Source organism: Pseudomonas sp. VA159-2 (assembly GCF_024126635.1).
GTDB lineage: Bacteria > Pseudomonadota > Gammaproteobacteria > Pseudomonadales > Pseudomonadaceae > Aquipseudomonas > Aquipseudomonas muyukensis.
Genome location: NZ_JAMYBV010000001.1, coordinates 181,126 through 195,589 on the forward strand (window position 1 = coordinate 181,126; position 14,464 = coordinate 195,589).

15 protein-coding genes and 1 tRNA gene are annotated in these 14,464 nt (G+C 65.6%); 9 read left to right on the top strand and 7 right to left on the bottom strand.

The features are described 5' to 3' along the window. Nucleotides 1-121: 121 nt before the first annotated feature. Genes murI through hemA form a run of 5 tightly spaced genes read right to left on the bottom strand, consistent with a single transcriptional unit; the run spans nt 122 to nt 4,849 of the window. Nucleotides 122-919, bottom strand: coding sequence for a glutamate racemase (gene murI / locus NJG22_RS00765; RefSeq protein WP_253091762.1), 798 nt, complete (start codon nt 917-919; stop codon nt 122-124). Further along, on the bottom strand, nt 912-1,667 hold the full coding sequence (locus NJG22_RS00770) for a molybdopterin-synthase adenylyltransferase MoeB (protein WP_253091764.1): 756 nt from the start codon (nt 1,665-1,667) through the stop codon (nt 912-914). The genes murI and NJG22_RS00770 overlap by 8 nt, the downstream gene beginning before the upstream one ends. After that, nucleotides 1,661-2,491 (bottom strand): peptide chain release factor N(5)-glutamine methyltransferase, encoded by an 831-nt coding sequence (gene prmC / locus NJG22_RS00775; protein ID WP_253091766.1) that lies wholly within the window; start codon nt 2,489-2,491, stop codon nt 1,661-1,663. The genes NJG22_RS00770 and prmC overlap by 7 nt, the downstream gene beginning before the upstream one ends. A 1-nt stretch (nt 2,492) precedes the next feature. Next, complete coding sequence (prfA, locus tag NJG22_RS00780) at nt 2,493-3,575, bottom strand: peptide chain release factor 1 (protein WP_253091768.1); 1,083 nt, start codon at nt 3,573-3,575, stop codon at nt 2,493-2,495. Continuing rightward, nucleotides 3,572-4,849: a glutamyl-tRNA reductase gene (gene hemA / locus NJG22_RS00785; RefSeq protein WP_134690091.1), complete on the bottom strand. Its 1,278-nt coding sequence runs from the start codon at nt 4,847-4,849 to the stop codon at nt 3,572-3,574. Before hemA ends, prfA begins: the two co-directional genes overlap by 4 nt. 469 nt (nt 4,850-5,318) lie before the next feature. Here hemA and NJG22_RS00790 point away from each other — a divergent pair, with 469 nt between their 5' ends. From NJG22_RS00790 to NJG22_RS24535, 9 genes are all read left to right on the top strand, one after another. Beyond that, nucleotides 5,319-7,040, top strand: coding sequence for a tetratricopeptide repeat protein (locus tag NJG22_RS00790; RefSeq protein WP_253091770.1), 1,722 nt, complete (start codon nt 5,319-5,321; stop codon nt 7,038-7,040). Nucleotides 7,041-7,043: 3 nt separating this feature from the next. Continuing rightward, a complete protein-coding gene (gene lolB / locus NJG22_RS00795; protein ID WP_253091772.1) occupies nt 7,044-7,661 on the top strand; it encodes a lipoprotein insertase outer membrane protein LolB in 618 nt (205 codons plus the stop codon). 4 nt (nt 7,662-7,665) lie between these two features. Continuing rightward, nucleotides 7,666-8,526, top strand: a complete 861-nt coding sequence (gene ispE, locus NJG22_RS00800) for a 4-(cytidine 5'-diphospho)-2-C-methyl-D-erythritol kinase (RefSeq protein WP_253091774.1) — start codon at nt 7,666-7,668, stop codon at nt 8,524-8,526. Nucleotides 8,527-8,546: 20 nt separating this feature from the next. Then, a tRNA-Gln gene (locus NJG22_RS00805) sits at nt 8,547-8,621 on the top strand. 45 nt (nt 8,622-8,666) lie between these two features. Beyond that, nucleotides 8,667-9,608, top strand: a complete 942-nt coding sequence (locus NJG22_RS00810) for a ribose-phosphate pyrophosphokinase (RefSeq protein ID WP_016391678.1) — start codon at nt 8,667-8,669, stop codon at nt 9,606-9,608. 121 nt (nt 9,609-9,729) lie between these two features. Beyond that, nucleotides 9,730-10,326, top strand: a complete 597-nt coding sequence (locus NJG22_RS00815; RefSeq protein WP_253091776.1) for a 50S ribosomal protein L25/general stress protein Ctc — start codon at nt 9,730-9,732, stop codon at nt 10,324-10,326. 79 nt (nt 10,327-10,405) lie between these two features. Then, a complete protein-coding gene (gene pth, locus NJG22_RS00820) occupies nt 10,406-10,990 on the top strand; it encodes an aminoacyl-tRNA hydrolase (protein WP_134694009.1) in 585 nt (194 codons plus the stop codon). Between the two features lie 22 nt (nt 10,991-11,012). Continuing rightward, entirely contained in the window at nt 11,013-12,113 is a 1,101-nt protein-coding gene (gene ychF, locus NJG22_RS00825) for a redox-regulated ATPase YchF (RefSeq protein ID WP_134694008.1), read from the top strand. 269 nt (nt 12,114-12,382) lie between these two features. Beyond that, nucleotides 12,383-12,511 carry a hypothetical protein gene (locus NJG22_RS24535; protein WP_290444478.1) on the top strand — a complete coding sequence of 43 codons (129 nt, stop codon included), beginning with the start codon at nt 12,383-12,385 and terminating at the stop codon, nt 12,509-12,511. A gap of 46 nt (nt 12,512-12,557) precedes the next feature. On the opposite strand, the gene NJG22_RS00830 is transcribed toward NJG22_RS24535, so the two are convergent. Both NJG22_RS00830 and NJG22_RS00835 read right to left on the bottom strand, forming a co-directional pair. Then, complete coding sequence (locus NJG22_RS00830; protein WP_253092064.1) at nt 12,558-13,484, bottom strand: LysR substrate-binding domain-containing protein; 927 nt, start codon at nt 13,482-13,484, stop codon at nt 12,558-12,560. Between the two features lie 38 nt (nt 13,485-13,522). Continuing rightward, nucleotides 13,523-14,461, bottom strand: coding sequence for an HlyD family secretion protein (locus tag NJG22_RS00835; protein ID WP_253092066.1), 939 nt, complete (start codon nt 14,459-14,461; stop codon nt 13,523-13,525). Nucleotides 14,462-14,464: the final 3 nt, after the last annotated feature.

Below are 14,464 nucleotides of genomic sequence, written 5' to 3' on the forward strand. Positions count from 1 at the left end.
ATGGATGGCACCGGCCATGCCGGTGTTCGCTACGGCGCTATCCCGGCCACCCCCGACCCGTAGGAGCCAGCCTTGCTGGCGAACCAGGCGCCGCGGTACACGGCACCGGCCATGCGGCCTCCTACAGCGGGAAACGCTGCACGCTGGCGGTACCTGTCCATAGCAGCGGCAACACCCGCTGCAAGGCACCGGGCTCGCCACTGCCCCAGAACTCGGTCGCCCGCGCCGGCCCTTCGGCCAGCAGCTCGCGCGCCGCCAGCAAGCGCTGCAGTTGCCGCGCCACGGCCGCTCCGGTGTCGATGATGGCAAGCTCAGCGGGCACCATCTCGGCCAACAGCGGGCGCAGGAAGGGGTAGTGGGTACAGCCAAGGATCAAGGTATCGCAACCGGCCGCCAACAAGGGTTGCACATAGCCCAGCAGCAATTGGCGCAGTTGCGCACTGTTCAGGTCACCCGCCTCGATACGCTCGACCAACCCTGGGCAAGGCTGGGTAACCACCCGCACATCGCTGGCGAAGCGGTCGAGCAAGGCGGCAAACTTGGCGCTTTGCAGCGTGCCAGTGGTGGCCAGCACGCCCACCACGCCGGAACGGGTCGCCGCTGCCGCCGGCTTGACCGCCGGCTCCATCCCCACCAACGGCCAATCGGCATACCGTTCGCGCAGGTCGGCCACCGCCGCCACGGTCGCCGTGTTGCAGGCCAGGACCATGGCCTTGGCGCCCTGGGCCTGGAAGAACCCGGCGATATGGCGCAGGCGCTGGCGGATATAGTCCGGTGATTTCTCGCCATAGGGCACATGGCCGCTATCGGCGACGTACAGCAGCGATTCGTTGGGCAGCAGACGCTGGATCTCGGCGAGCACCGACAAGCCGCCGACCCCCGAGTCCATCACGCCCACCGGCGCCGAACGCTCAGCCATGGCGGTTGGCGCACACGGCGCAGGCCGGGTCGCGCTTGACCCGCAGTTCACGCAGGCGCGTGCTCAGCGCGTCGATCAGTAGCAAGCGCCCCACCAGTGGCTCGCCGAACCCGGCCAGCAGCTTAAGCGCCTCGAGGGCCTGAAGGCTGCCCACCAGGCCGACCAACGGGCCGATGACCCCAGCCTCGCTGCAGGTCAGCTCGGCCTCGCTGCCATGGCCGTATAGGCAGTGGTAGCAAGGGCTGCTGTCGCGACGGGTGTCGAACACCGACAACTGCCCCTCGAGGCGGATCGCCGCGCCGCTGACCAGCGGCTTGCCGGCCGCCACGCAAGCGGCGTTCCCCGCCTCGCGGGTGGCGAAGTTGTCGGAGCAATCCAGCACTACATCGACCGCCGCCACCGCAGCGGCCAGCGAATCCTCATCGAGCGCCCGACGATGGGCAACCAGGGCAATCTCTGGGTTGATCGCCAGCAGGCGCTTGATCGCAGAATCAACCTTGCTCATGCCAACGCTGTCGCTGTCATGGATCACCTGGCGCTGCAGGTTGGTCAGGTCGACAGTGTCGAAGTCGGCCAGGTGCAAGGTGCCGACACCGGCGGCAGCCAGGTACAGCGCCACCGGCGAGCCGAGCCCGCCAAGGCCGATCACCAGGGCCTTGCCGTGTTTCAGGCGCAACTGGCCGTCGATATCCACCTGCGACAGCAGGATCTGACGGCTGTAGCGCAGCAGTTCCTGGTCGCTCAGCATGGCAGGCGCCCCAGGCTGATACGTTCATGGCCACCCAGGTCGACCCGGCTGGCGACCTCGACGAAACCGGCCGCGACCAGCAACGCGCGCACGGCGGGGGCCTGGTCGTAGCCATGCTCGAGCAGCAACCAGCCACCGGCCACCAGGTGCGCGGGGGCCTGGGCGACAATCACCCGCAGGTCGTCCAGGCCATCCTCGCCGGCCACCAGGGCGCTACTGGGCTCGAAACGCACGTCGCCGACCACCAGGTGCGGATCGGCGGCGCGGATATAGGGCGGGTTGCTGAGAATCAGCTCGAAGCGCTCATCGACCAGGGCCTCGAACCAGTGGCTGCGGCGCACCTGGACATTGTCCAGGCCCAGGCGCTGGCGATTGCGCTCGGCCAGGGCCACGGCCTCGTCGACGCGGTCGACGGCGCTGACCTGCCAGGCCGGGCACTCATTGGCCAAGGCCAGGGCGATGGCCCCGGTGCCAGTGCCCAGGTCGAGCACCCGGGCCGGCGTGCCGGGCAGCAGCTCGAGCGCGGCCTCCACCAGCAGTTCAGTATCGGGGCGTGGAATCAGGGTATGCGGCGCCACTTCCAGGTCAAGCTTCCAGAACCCCTGCTGGCCGAGGATATAGGCCACCGGCTCGCCGCCGCGACGGCGTTCGAGGTAACCGGCAAAGGTCTCGGCCGCTTCGCTGCTGACGATCCGCTCGGGCCAGGTGTGCAGGTAGCTGCGCGACTTGCCCAGGGCCGCGGCCAGGAGCAGTTCGGCGTCCAGCCGCTCGGTCGGCGAGTCCGGCAACTGCGCGTTGCGCAGCAGGCTGGCGATGATGGTCATCTCAGTCTCCCAGGGCGGCCAGCTGATCGGCCTGGTATTCGGCCAGCAACGGCTCGATCACGGCCTCCACGCCCCCGGCGAGGATATCGTCCAGGGAGTAGAGGGTGAGGTTGATACGGTGGTCGGTCACCCGGCCCTGTGGATAGTTGTAGGTGCGAATGCGCTCGGAGCGGTCGCCCGAGCCCACCAGCAGCTTGCGCTCGCTGGCGATGGCGTTCTGCGCGGCGCTGGTCTGCATGTCGTTGAGCTTGGCCGACAGCCAGGACATGGCGCGGGCACGGTTCTTGTGCTGCGAACGCTCTTCCTGGCACTCGACCACGATACCGGTGGGCAAGTGGGTGATACGGATGGCCGAGTCGGTCTTGTTGACATGCTGGCCGCCGGCGCCGGAAGCGCGGTAGGTGTCTACCCGCAGGTCAGCCGGATTGATCTCGATCGCCACCTGCTCGTCGGGCTCGGGCAGCACCGCCACGGTGCACGCCGAGGTGTGGATACGGCCCTGGGATTCGGTCTCGGGCACCCGCTGCACGCGGTGCGCGCCGGACTCGAACTTGAGTTTGCCATAGACGCTATCGCCTTCGACGCGGGCGATGATTTCCTTGTAGCCGCCGTGCTCGCCCTCGTTCTCGGAGAGAATTTCCAGGCGCCAGCCGCGTTTCTCGGCATAGCGCGAGTACATGCGGAACAGGTCGCCGGAGAAGATCGCCGCTTCGTCGCCGCCGGTGCCGGCGCGGATTTCCAGGAACACGTTGCGCCCGTCGTTGGGGTCCTTGGGCAGCAGCATGCGCTGCAACTGCGACTCCAGGCCGAGCAGTTGCTCCTTGGCTTCGCGCACTTCCTCGACGGCCATCTCGCGCAGGTCGGGGTCGGCGTCCTTGAGCAGCGCCTGGGCGCCCTCGAGGTCGTCCTGCACCTTGCGCCACTCTTTATAGGCGCCGATCACCGGCTCGACCTCGGCGTACTCGCGCGAATAGGCGCGAAAGCGCGTCTGGTCGGAAATGACTTCGGCGTCACCTAGCAGCGCGGTGAGTTCCTCGAAGCGGTCCTGGAGCGTGTCCAGTTTATTCAGCAGCGACGCTTTCATTGCGGGGATTTATCCGTCGAGCCCTCGTCGAGGGCAAAGAGTTCCTGGGCCATGGCCAGCGCATCGAGGCGGCCTTCGGCGGAGAGCTTTTTCAGTTGCACGCTGGGCGCATGCAGGAGCTTGTTGGTCAGGCCCCGGGCCAGCTGCAGCAGCACGTCCTCGGGGTTGCCGCCGTTGGCCAGCAGGCGCTGGGCCTTTTGCAGCTCTTCGTCGCGCAGGCGCTCGCTCTGTTGGCGGTAGGCCCTGAGCACGTCTACCGCGGCCAGCTCGCGCAGGCGCACCATGAAGTCGTCGGCGCCGGCCGACACCAGTTCTTCGGCCGCCTGGGCCGCGCCCTGGCGGCTCTTGAGGTTTTCCGCGACCACTTCGTGCAGGTCGTCGACGGTATACAGGTAGACGTCGTCCAGCTCGCCGACCTGCGGCTCGATATCCCGCGGCACGGCGATATCGACCATGAAGATCGGTTTGTGCCGGCGCTGTTTCAGGGCGCTTTCCACCGCGCCCTTGCCGAGGATCGGCAACTGGCTGGCGGTGGAGCTGATGACGATGTCGCTGTTGACCAGTTCCTGGGGGATATCGGACAGCAGCACGGCGTGGGCGCCGAACTGTTCGGCCAGGATGCTGGCGCGCTCGAGGGTGCGGTTGGCCACGACGATGCGGCGCACGCCCTGCTCGTGCAGGTGGCGGGCGACCAGGGTGATGGTCTCGCCGGCGCCGATCAGCAGGGCCTGGCTGCGGCCCAGGTCGGAGAAGATCTGCTTGGCCAGGCTGACGGCGGCGAAGGCCACCGACACGGGGTTCTCGCCGATCGCGGTGTCGGTGCGCACCTGCTTGGCGGCGCTGAAGGTGGCCTGGAACAGGCGCCCGAGCAGCGGGCCGACGGTGCCGGCCTCGCGAGCCACGGCGTAGGCCGACTTCATCTGGCCGAGGATCTGCGGCTCGCCCAGCACCAGCGAGTCGAGGCCGGAGGCCACGCGCATCATGTGCTTGACGGCGTCGTGGTCCTCATGGACGTAGGCGCTGGCGCGCAGTTCGTCGAGGCTCAGCTGGTGGTAGTCGGCCAGCCATTGCAGCACGGTGTCGGCGGCAAGGTGGTCCTGCTCGATATAGAGTTCACTGCGGTTGCAGGTCGACAGGATCGCCGCCTCGCGGCTGGCGGTCAGTCGGCACAGCTGCTGCAGGGCGTCGACCAGCTGTTCTGGAGTAAACGCCACGCGCTCGCGTACGTCTACCGAGGCAGTCTTATGGTTGATACCAAGTGCAAGAAAGGCCATGCAAGGTCGCTGATAGGGACGTGAAGCCGGTAATTGTCCTACTTCGCAGGTTCCAGAACAACCACCGTTCGCTATTGTGCTGATGAGGCCAGGCTATCGGCCGCCCCGCCGCCCGTCCCGTCCAGGCATCTCTGTCGGCTTGCGCCTTTGCCTTTGTCGATCAAGAGGCTAACGCCACATCTCGCTAGCGTCAGCTGCACCAGCCCAGGCGCCGCCCGTGCCTTCGCGACTTCAGGAGGCCGGAGTGAGGCCTCCTGAAGTCACAATTGGTGGCGCCTGAGCTACCGCGCTTAGAAGCAAAAACAACGGCAACGGCGGGGTGTCGCAAGGCCGCTTGCGAACCACCACCGCCACGCATTGTCCCTATACTCCGAAACCCCGCTTCACACCACGACCTTCGCAGGTGGGTTTGCCATCGCGCTTGTGTCATCATGCTCCGACCGCCGGTTTAGCCTCTTTATAAGCCTCTATGAACAAATCCTACGCATTGCTGCTTGCCCTCGCCCTGCTTCAAGGCTGCCAGAGCCTGGCCCCGAAGACGGACGCCCAGACGCCCGTCGCCGACGCCGACAAGCGCGCGGAAAAGCCCGTGGTGTACGGCTCGTTCAAGCAGGACACGCTCTACAGCCTGCTGGTGGCGGAGCTGGCCGGCCAGCGCAACCGCTTCGACATCGCCCTGGCCAACTACGCCGACCAGGCGGAAAAAACCCAGGACCCCGGCGTCTCCGAACGCGCCTACCGCATCGCCGAGTACCTCGGCGCCGACGAGCCGGCCCTGGACAGCGCACTGATCTGGGCCCGCAACGACCCGCAGAACCTCGACGCCCAACGCGCCGCCGCCATCCAGCTGGCCCGCGCCGGGCGCTACGACGACTCCATGGCCTACATGGAAAAAGTCCTCCAGGGCCAAGGCGACACCCACTTCGACTTCCTCGCCCTGTCCGCCGCCGAAACCGACCAGCACACCCGCGATGGCCTGATGCAGAGCTTCGACCGCCTGCTGGTGAAATACCCAGACAACGGCCAGCTGGTGTTCGGCAAGGCGCTGCTGCTCAACCAGGACGACAAGCCCGAACAAGCCCTCGAGCTGCTCGAAAACCATCCGCCACAGAACGGCGAGATCGCCCCGGTATTGCTCCGTGCCCGCCTGCTGCAAGCCCTGGACCGCGGCCCCGAAGCCCTGCCGCTGCTGCGCGGCGCCATCCGCGACAACCCCGACGACAAGCGCCTGCGCCTGACCTACGCGCGCACCCTGGTCGAACAGGACCGCATCGACGACGCCAAGGCCGAGTTCGAGAGCATGCTGCAGCAGTACCCCGAAGACGACGAGATCCGCTACTCGCTGGCCCTGGTGTGCCTGGAAACCAAGCACTGGGACGAAGCCGAAGGCTACCTGCAGGAACTGGTCGAACGCGACGCCAACGTCGACGCCGCCCACCTCAACCTCGGGCGCATCCGCGAAGAGCGCAGCCAGCCGGCCGCCGCCCTGCGCGAATACGCCCTGGTCGGCCCCGGCCCCGACTACCTGCCGGCGCAACTGCGCCAGGCCGATATCCTCATCGCCAACGGCCGCAGCGCCGAAGCCTCGCGCCTGCTCGCCGAGGCCCGCGAGGCGCAGCCCGACTACGCCATCCAGCTGTACCTGATCGAAGCCGAGAGCCTGGGCAACAACGGCAAGCAAGCCCAGGCCGGGCAGGTGCTGGAGCAAGCCATCAAGCGCTACCCGGACGACCTCAACCTGCTCTACACCCGCGCCATGCTCGCCGAAAAGCGCGACGACCTGGCGCAACTGGAAAAAGACCTGCGCGCCATCATCGCCCGCGAGCCGGAAAACGCCATGGCCCTCAACGCCCTGGGCTACACCCTGGCCGACCGCACCAGCCGCTACGCCGAGGCCAAGGCCCTGATCGACAAGGCCCACCAGCTGACCCCGGACGACCCGGCGGTGCTCGACAGCCTGGGCTGGGTCGCCTATCGCATGGGCAACCTCGAGGAAGCCGAGCGCCAATTGCGCCTGGCCTTCGAGCGTTTCCCCGACCATGAAGTGGCCGCCCACCTGGGCGAAGTCCTGTGGGCCAACGGCAAGCGCCGCGAAGCCCGCCAGGTCTGGGCCAAGGGCTTCGAAGCCCAGGCCGACAGCCCTATCCTGCGCAAGACCCTCCTGCGCCTGACCGGATCCGAGAGCCTGTAAACCATGTTCCTGCGTCATTGCATCACCTTTACCCTCATCGCCCTGCTCGCCGGCTGCGCCGGCTTCGGCAGCAAGGAAGCCGTGCAAGGCCAGGGCAGCCCGCAACTGTGGCGGGCGCACAAGCAACAGCTGAGCAGCCTCGACGGCTGGCAGATCAACGGCAAGGTCGGCATCCGCGCCCCGCGTGACTCCGGCAGCGGCACCCTGTTCTGGCTGCAACGCCAGGATTACTACGATATTCGCCTGGCCGGCCCGCTGGGCCGCGGCGCCGCGCGCCTGACCGGGCGCCCAGGCGGCGTGGTGCTGGAGGTGGCCAACCAGGGCCGTTTCGAGGCGCCGACCCCCGAGGCGCTGCTGCAAGAACAGCTCGGTTGGCGCCTGCCGGTGTCGCACCTGGTGTGGTGGGTGCGCGGCCTGCCCGCCCCCGACAGCAAGAGCCAGCTGACCCTGGACGGCGACAGCCGCCTGGCCGGCTTGACCCAGGACGGCTGGCGCGTCGAATACTTGAGCTATATAGAGCAGAACGGCTACTGGCTGCCCGAGCGCCTGAAGCTGTACGGCGAGAACATCGACGTGACCCTGGTGGTCAAGGACTGGCAGCCGCGCCAGCTGGGGCACTGACAACATGCTCAAGCTGACCCTGCCGGCCCCGGCCAAGCTCAACCTGTGGCTGCACATCACTGGCCGTCGCGCCGACGGTTACCACGAGCTGGAAACCGTGTTCCAGTTCCTCGACCACGCCGACGAGCTGAGTTTCGCGCTGCGTGACGACGGCCAGATCCGCCTGCAGACCGACATCGAGGGCGTGCCCCACGACAGCAACCTGATCGTGCGCGCGGCGCGCCAGTTGCAAGCGCAATCCGGCACCGCGCTGGGCGCCGACATCTGGCTGCACAAGGTGTTGCCCATGGGTGGCGGCATTGGCGGCGGCAGCTCGGACGCCGCGACCACCCTGCTGGCGCTGGCCCACCTGTGGCAGCTGGACTGGGATGAAGATCGCCTGGCCACTCTGGGCCTGAGCCTGGGTGCCGACGTGCCGGTGTTCGTGCGTGGCCATGCCGCGTTCGCCCAGGGCGTCGGCGAACAGCTGACCCCGGTCTACCCCAGCGAACCCTGGTACCTCGTGCTGGTGCCGCAAGTGTCTGTCAGCACAGCGGAAATTTTTTCGCATCCAGAGTTGACACGTGATTCCCTCCCCCTTAAGATGCGCCCCGTTCCCGAGGGAAACAGTCGAAATGACTGCCAACCGGTAGTTGAGCAACGGTATCCAGAAGTTCGCAATGCGTTGAATTCACTGGGTAAATACACCGAAGCCCGAATGACCGGAACTGGAAGTTGTGTGTTTGGGGCCTTCCCAAGCAAAGCCGAAGCTGTTAGAGTTCTGGCCCTTCTTTCAGAGACCCAAACAGGGTTTGTGGCGAAAGGAAGCAATGTTTCGATGTTGCATCGCAAGCTGCAAAGTCTGCTCAAGAAGTCGAGTTCATAAGAGCTCGCAGCAATAGATACAGGGGCGTCGCCAAGCGGTAAGGCAGCAGGTTTTGATCCTGCCATGCGTTGGTTCGAATCCAGCCGCCCCTGCCATTTCTTATACTCATCCAGGTTACCCTCAGCCTTCAGGTACTGCGCGTGTCCAAGATGATGGTCTTCACGGGGAATGCCAACCCCGATCTGGCTCGGCGTGTCGTACGTCAGCTGCATATTCCACTGGGTGATGTGTCTGTCGGCAAGTTCTCCGACGGCGAAATCAGTGCTGAAATCAATGAAAATGTTCGTGGTAAGGACGTCTTCATCATTCAGCCCACCTGTGCCCCAACCAACGACAATCTGATGGAACTGGTAGTGATGGCCGATGCCTTCCGCCGCTCCTCAGCGTCGCGAATCACCGCCGTGATTCCCTACTTCGGATACGCCCGCCAGGACCGCCGTCCGCGTTCGGCACGTGTAGCCATCAGCGCCAAAGTCGTCGCTGACATGCTCACTGTCGTGGGTATCGACCGTGTACTCACGGTCGACCTGCACGCTGACCAGATCCAGGGTTTCTTCGATATCCCCGTCGACAACATCTACGGCTCGCCCGTACTGGTCGACGACATCGAAGACCAGCGTTTCGAGAACCTGATGATCGTCTCCCCGGACATCGGTGGCGTGGTACGTGCCCGTGCCGTCGCCAAGTCCCTGGGTGTCGACCTGGGTATCATCGACAAACGCCGCGAGAAGGCTAACCACTCCGAGGTTATGCACATCATCGGCGACGTCGAAGGACGCACCTGCATCCTGGTAGACGACATGGTCGACACCGCCGGCACCCTGTGCCACGCGGCCAAAGCCCTGAAAGAACACGGTGCTGCCAAGGTTTACGCCTACTGCACGCACCCTGTCCTGTCGGGCCGCGCGATCGAGAACATCGAGAAGTCGGTACTGGACGAGCTGGTGGTGACCAACACCGTTCCGCTGTCCGCCGCTGCTCAGGCCTGTGACCGTATCCGCCAGCTGGATATCGCACCGGTCGTCGCTGAAGCGGTACGCCGCATCAGCAACGAAGAATCGATCAGCGCGATGTTCCGCTAAGCGGAACACTCGCTGACGAAAAGCGCCCCGCCCCGACACTGGTTGTTGGGGCGGGGCTTTTTTGCCATCCCCGTTGGCGCTGGTCGCAAACGCCCGCGGGAGGCTATTTTGGAGAAACAAAATGACTGATTTCATCCTGAACGCCCAAGCGCGTACTGACCTGGGGAAAGGTGCGAGCCGCCGCCTGCGTCACTCCGCCAACATCCCTGCCGTTGTCTACGGTGGCGATAAAGAAGCCCAATCCCTGACCATCGTGGCCAAGGAAATCGCCAAGCTGTTCGAAAACGAAGCTGCCTTCAGCCACGTGATCGAACTGAACGTCGATGGCGCCAAGCAGAACGTCGTGGTCAAGGCCATGCAGCGTCACCCGGCCAAAGGCTTCATCATGCACGCCGACTTCGTTCGCGTCGTTGCTGGCCAGAAGCTGACCGCCAAGGTTCCAGTTCACTTCGTTGGTGAAGAAGCTCCGATCAAGAAAGGCGGCGAAATCTCGCACGTTGTTTCCGAGATCGAAGTGTCCTGCGAAGCCAAGGACCTGCCTGAGTTCATCGAAGTCGACCTGTCCAAGGCCGAAATCGGCGCCATCATCCACCTGTCGGACCTGAAAGCTCCGAAAGGCGTAGAGTTCGTCGCTCTGGCCCACGGTGATGACAAAGCTGTTGCCAACGTCCACGCCCCGCGCGTTGCCGCTGACGCTGCTGAAGGCGCTGCCGAGTAATCCACTCGCACGCCGGCGTTGATCGGGTTACAGTGCCGCGCGCACGGTAACCCACCAACTCCAAGGAAGAGCCCCTGACGTGACCGCCATCCAGTTGATCGTCGGCCTGGGTAACCCCGGCCCCGAATACGAACAGACCCGGCATAACGCAGGGGCTCTTTTCGTTGAACGCCTTGCCAGCGCCCAGCGCGTTTCGCTGTCCGCTGACAAAAAATATTTCGGCCTGACGGCTAAGTTCAGCCATCAGGGCAACGATGTTCGCCTGCTGATCCCCACCACCTACATGAACCGCAGCGGCCAGTCCGTGGCGGCTCTGGCCAATTTCTTCCGCATCAAGCCGGAAGCGATCCTGGTGGCGCATGACGAACTCGACCTGCCTCCCGGCGTCGCCAAGCTCAAGAAGGGCGGCGGCCACGGTGGGCACAACGGCCTGCGCGACATCATCGCGCAGCTCGGCAACCAGAACGACTTCCACCGCCTGCGGCTTGGCATCGGCCACCCGGGCGACGCCAAACTGGTCTCCAACTTCGTCCTGGGCCGCGCGCCGCGCGCCGAGCAGGAGAAGCTCGACGCCAGCATCGATTTTGCCCTCGGCGTGCTGCCGGACGTGCTTGCCGGCGACTTCGCCAAGGCCATGCGCGAGCTGCACAGCCAGAAGGCCTGACTCTTTAGAAAGGGGAATTCCCATGGGTTTCAATTGCGGCATCGTCGGCCTGCCCAACGTCGGCAAGTCCACCCTGTTCAACGCCCTGACCAAGTCCGGCATCGCGGCGGAGAACTTCCCCTTCTGCACCATCGAGCCGAACAGCGGCATCGTGCCGATGCCCGACGCGCGCCTGGCGGCACTGGCAGAGATCGTCAAGCCCAACCGCATCCTGCCGACCACCATGGAGTTCGTCGACATCGCCGGCCTGGTCGCCGGTGCCTCCAAGGGTGAAGGCCTGGGCAACAAGTTCCTCGCCAACATCCGCGAGACCGACGCCATCGCCCACGTGGTGCGCTGCTTCGAAGACGAGAACGTGATCCACGTTTCCAACAGCGTCGACCCCAAGCGCGACATCGAGATCATCGACCTCGAACTGATCTTCGCCGACCTCGACAGCTGCGAGAAGCAACTGCAGAAAGTTGCGCGCAACGCCAAGGGCGGTGACAAGGACGCCCTGGCGCAAAAGGCGATCCTGGAAAAACTGATCCCGCACTTCACCGAAGGCAAGCCGGCGCGCAGCCTGATGAAGCACATGGCCGACGACGAGAAGGCCTTGATCCGCGGCTTCCACCTGCTGACCAGCAAGCCGGTGATGTACATCGCCAACGTTGCCGAAGACGGCTTCGACAACAACCCGCACCTGGACGTGGTCAAGGCCATCGCCGAGGAAGAAGGCGCGGTCGTGGTGCCGGTGTGCAACAAGATCGAGGCCGAGATCGCCGAGCTGGACGACGGCGAGGAGAAGGACATGTTCCTCGAGGCCCTGGGCCTGGAAGAGCCAGGCCTGAACCGCGTGATCCGCGCCGGTTACGAGCTGCTCAACCTGCAGACCTACTTCACTGCCGGCGTGCAGGAAGTTCGCGCCTGGACCGTGCGCGTGGGCGCCACTGCGCCACAGGCAGCCGGTGTGATCCACACCGACTTCGAAAAAGGCTTCATCCGCGCCGAAGTGGTGGCCTACGACGATTTCATCCAGTTCAAGGGTGAGAGCGGCGCCAAGGAAGCCGGCAAATGGCGCCTGGAAGGCAAGGATTACATCGTCAAGGATGGCGATGTGATGCACTTCCGCTTCAACGTCTGAGCCAACAGGCCCCGCAGGGAAAAGCCCCTTGAGCGTTCGCGTTCCAGGGGTTTTCTTTTTTTGCGGGTTAGGTGAGCGTTTCGCTGACTGACTGCCAGCGGTTTTGCACGCCCCGCACCTCACCCACCTTGCGCAACCGTACAATTGTTCCTGCTTGAACCGGGATAACCGAAGCACTGTCTCGAAACCCGATGGACCTGACCCTTGCCGGTCACCCGTCGGGACAAATGGGTCCGGACCTTGGCCGGCCTGTTTATCGGAGGCAACACATGACCCCGCGTATCTGGCTGCTGGCCCTGGCGACCTTCGTCACGGGCATGGCTGAAACATCACTGTCGGCATCCTGCCGTCCCTGGCCAATGGCCTGGCCGTACCGCTCGGCATCGCCGGGCAACTGACCACGGTCTTTTCCCTGAGCTTCGCGTCCGGCGGCCTCGACGGCGTTCAGCGAGCGCGATGTGGCCGCGTAGCCGCCTGCTCGTGCTCGAACGCCTCGGCAAGGAAGTCGATCAGCTTGCGCACCGCGGGCATCAGCCCGCGCCGGGAAGGAAACAGCGCCACCACCTCTCCTTCCCGTGGCGCCCAGCCGTCGAGCACCAGCACCAACTGCCCGCAGGCCAGGTCGGCGGCGACCGCCTCCTCGGGCAGCAACACCACGCCGACACCGGCCAGGGCGCCCTCGCGCAATACCGCCAGGTCATCCGAGACGATACGTGGGCGAAACGGCACGGCGGCTTCGGCGCCCTGCGGGCCTTCCAGCAACCAGGTGAAATCCTGCACGTTGACGCCCCAGCACAGGCTGGGCAGCGCCTGCAGCTGCTCGGGCCGTTGCGGCTTGCCGTGCGCGGCCAGCAAGCCGGGCGCGGCCACCAGGCACTGCCGGCTCGGCGCCAGGCGGCGCATGATCAGCTCGCTGCTTTCCAGCGGCTGGTGACGCACGCTGAGCACCAGGTCGAAGCCTTCGCCAATCACATCGACGCGGCGGTTGTAGCTCTTGACCAGCAACTCGACCACCGGGCATTGCGCCATGAAGCGCGCCAGCATCGGTGCCAGCCGCGAATCGAGCAGCGCCGTGCTGCTGGCCAGGCGCACGATGCCGCGCGGTTCGGCGCGGTTGCGCTCGACCGCGTCCTCGGCCGCCACGGCCTGCTCGAGCATGCCCAGGCAGTGGCGGTAGTACTCCAGCCCCACCTCGGTAACCTGGAACTGCCGCGTCGAGCGCTGCACCAGGCGCACGCCCAGGCGTTCCTCGAGCTTGGCCAGGCGCCGGCTCAGGCGCGACTTGGGCAGGCCCAGGATGCGCCCGGCCGGGGCGAAACCGCCGTGCTCCACCACCTTGGCATAGAGGTACAGGTCGTTCAGGTCGAACATCGGCAACGCACGTCCACGGGCCACTGCACCATCCTCGCTCATGGTTCGAGGATCGTCACGGTGGCGGTGGTACCGGCGCGCAGCACCGGCCCTTGCCCCGGGTCCAGGCGCAGGCGCACCGGCACGCGCTGGGCCAGCTTGACCCAGGTGTAGTTGGGGTTGACGTTGGCCAGCAGGCGATTGCCGGGCTGGTTCTCACGGTCGGTGATGGCGTAGGCGATGCTTTCCACCCTGCCCTGCAGGGCTTCACCGCTCATCAGCACCACCCTCGCCCGGCTGCCGACCTGGATCCGCGGCAACTTGGTTTCCTCGAAATAGCCACTGACATGGAACGAGTCGCTGTCCACCAGCGCCAGCAGCGCCGCGCCCGGCTGGGCGAAGTCGCCCTGGCGGGTCAACAGGTTGGTGACATGGCCGTTCACCGGCGCCACTACGCGGGTACGTTGCAGGTCCAGGCGGGCCTGTTCCAGGGTCGCCTCGGCCAGTTGCACGTTGGCCTGCGCCAGGCCCAGGCTGGATTGCTCGCGCAGCAGGTCGGCCTGGGCCACCGCCACCTCGGTGCGCGACTTCTCCCACTCCTCGGCGGAAATCGCCGACAACGATTGCAGCTTGCGCCGGCGCTGTTCCTCGCTGCCGCGCTGTTTGAGCAGCGCCTGGTTGGCGACGATGTTGGCCTGCGACTGCCCAAGTGCCGCGCGGGCCACTTCGACCGCGCGCTGGGCGTGCAGCACCGCCAGCTCATAGCGCGCCGGGTCGATCTGCAGCAGCAGGTCGCCCTTGTGCACGAACTGGTTGTCCTGCACCGGCAAGGCCACGATCGGGCCACTGACCTCCGCCGCCAGGGTCACCACGTCGGCGCGGACCCGGGCGTCGCGGGTCCAGGGCGCCTGGGTGTAGTGCACCCAGGCGAACCAACCCAGCACGATGGCCAGCGCCACCACCATCAGGGTCAAACTGCGCGACAGCAAGGGTTTGATCGA

Coding starts and splice junctions, on each gene's coding strand:
- prfA (WP_253091768.1), bottom strand. CDS start 3,575: ATGAAAGCGTCGCTGCTGAATAAACTGGACACGCTCCAGGACCGCTTC.
- NJG22_RS00770 (WP_253091764.1), bottom strand. CDS start 1,667: ATGCTGAGCGACCAGGAACTGCTGCGCTACAGCCGTCAGATCCTGCTG.
- NJG22_RS00815 (WP_253091776.1), top strand. CDS start 9,730: ATGACTGATTTCATCCTGAACGCCCAAGCGCGTACTGACCTGGGGAAA.
- ispE (WP_253091774.1), top strand. CDS start 7,666: ATGCTCAAGCTGACCCTGCCGGCCCCGGCCAAGCTCAACCTGTGGCTG.
- lolB (WP_253091772.1), top strand. CDS start 7,044: ATGTTCCTGCGTCATTGCATCACCTTTACCCTCATCGCCCTGCTCGCC.
- hemA (WP_134690091.1), bottom strand. CDS start 4,849: ATGGCCTTTCTTGCACTTGGTATCAACCATAAGACTGCCTCGGTAGAC.
- NJG22_RS00790 (WP_253091770.1), top strand. CDS start 5,319: ATGAACAAATCCTACGCATTGCTGCTTGCCCTCGCCCTGCTTCAAGGC.
- prmC (WP_253091766.1), bottom strand. CDS start 2,491: ATGACCATCATCGCCAGCCTGCTGCGCAACGCGCAGTTGCCGGACTCG.
- ychF (WP_134694008.1), top strand. CDS start 11,013: ATGGGTTTCAATTGCGGCATCGTCGGCCTGCCCAACGTCGGCAAGTCC.
- NJG22_RS00830 (WP_253092064.1), bottom strand. CDS start 13,484: ATGTTCGACCTGAACGACCTGTACCTCTATGCCAAGGTGGTGGAGCAC.
- NJG22_RS24535 (WP_290444478.1), top strand. CDS start 12,383: ATGACCCCGCGTATCTGGCTGCTGGCCCTGGCGACCTTCGTCACGGGC.
- murI (WP_253091762.1), bottom strand. CDS start 919: ATGGCTGAGCGTTCGGCGCCGGTGGGCGTGATGGACTCGGGGGTCGGC.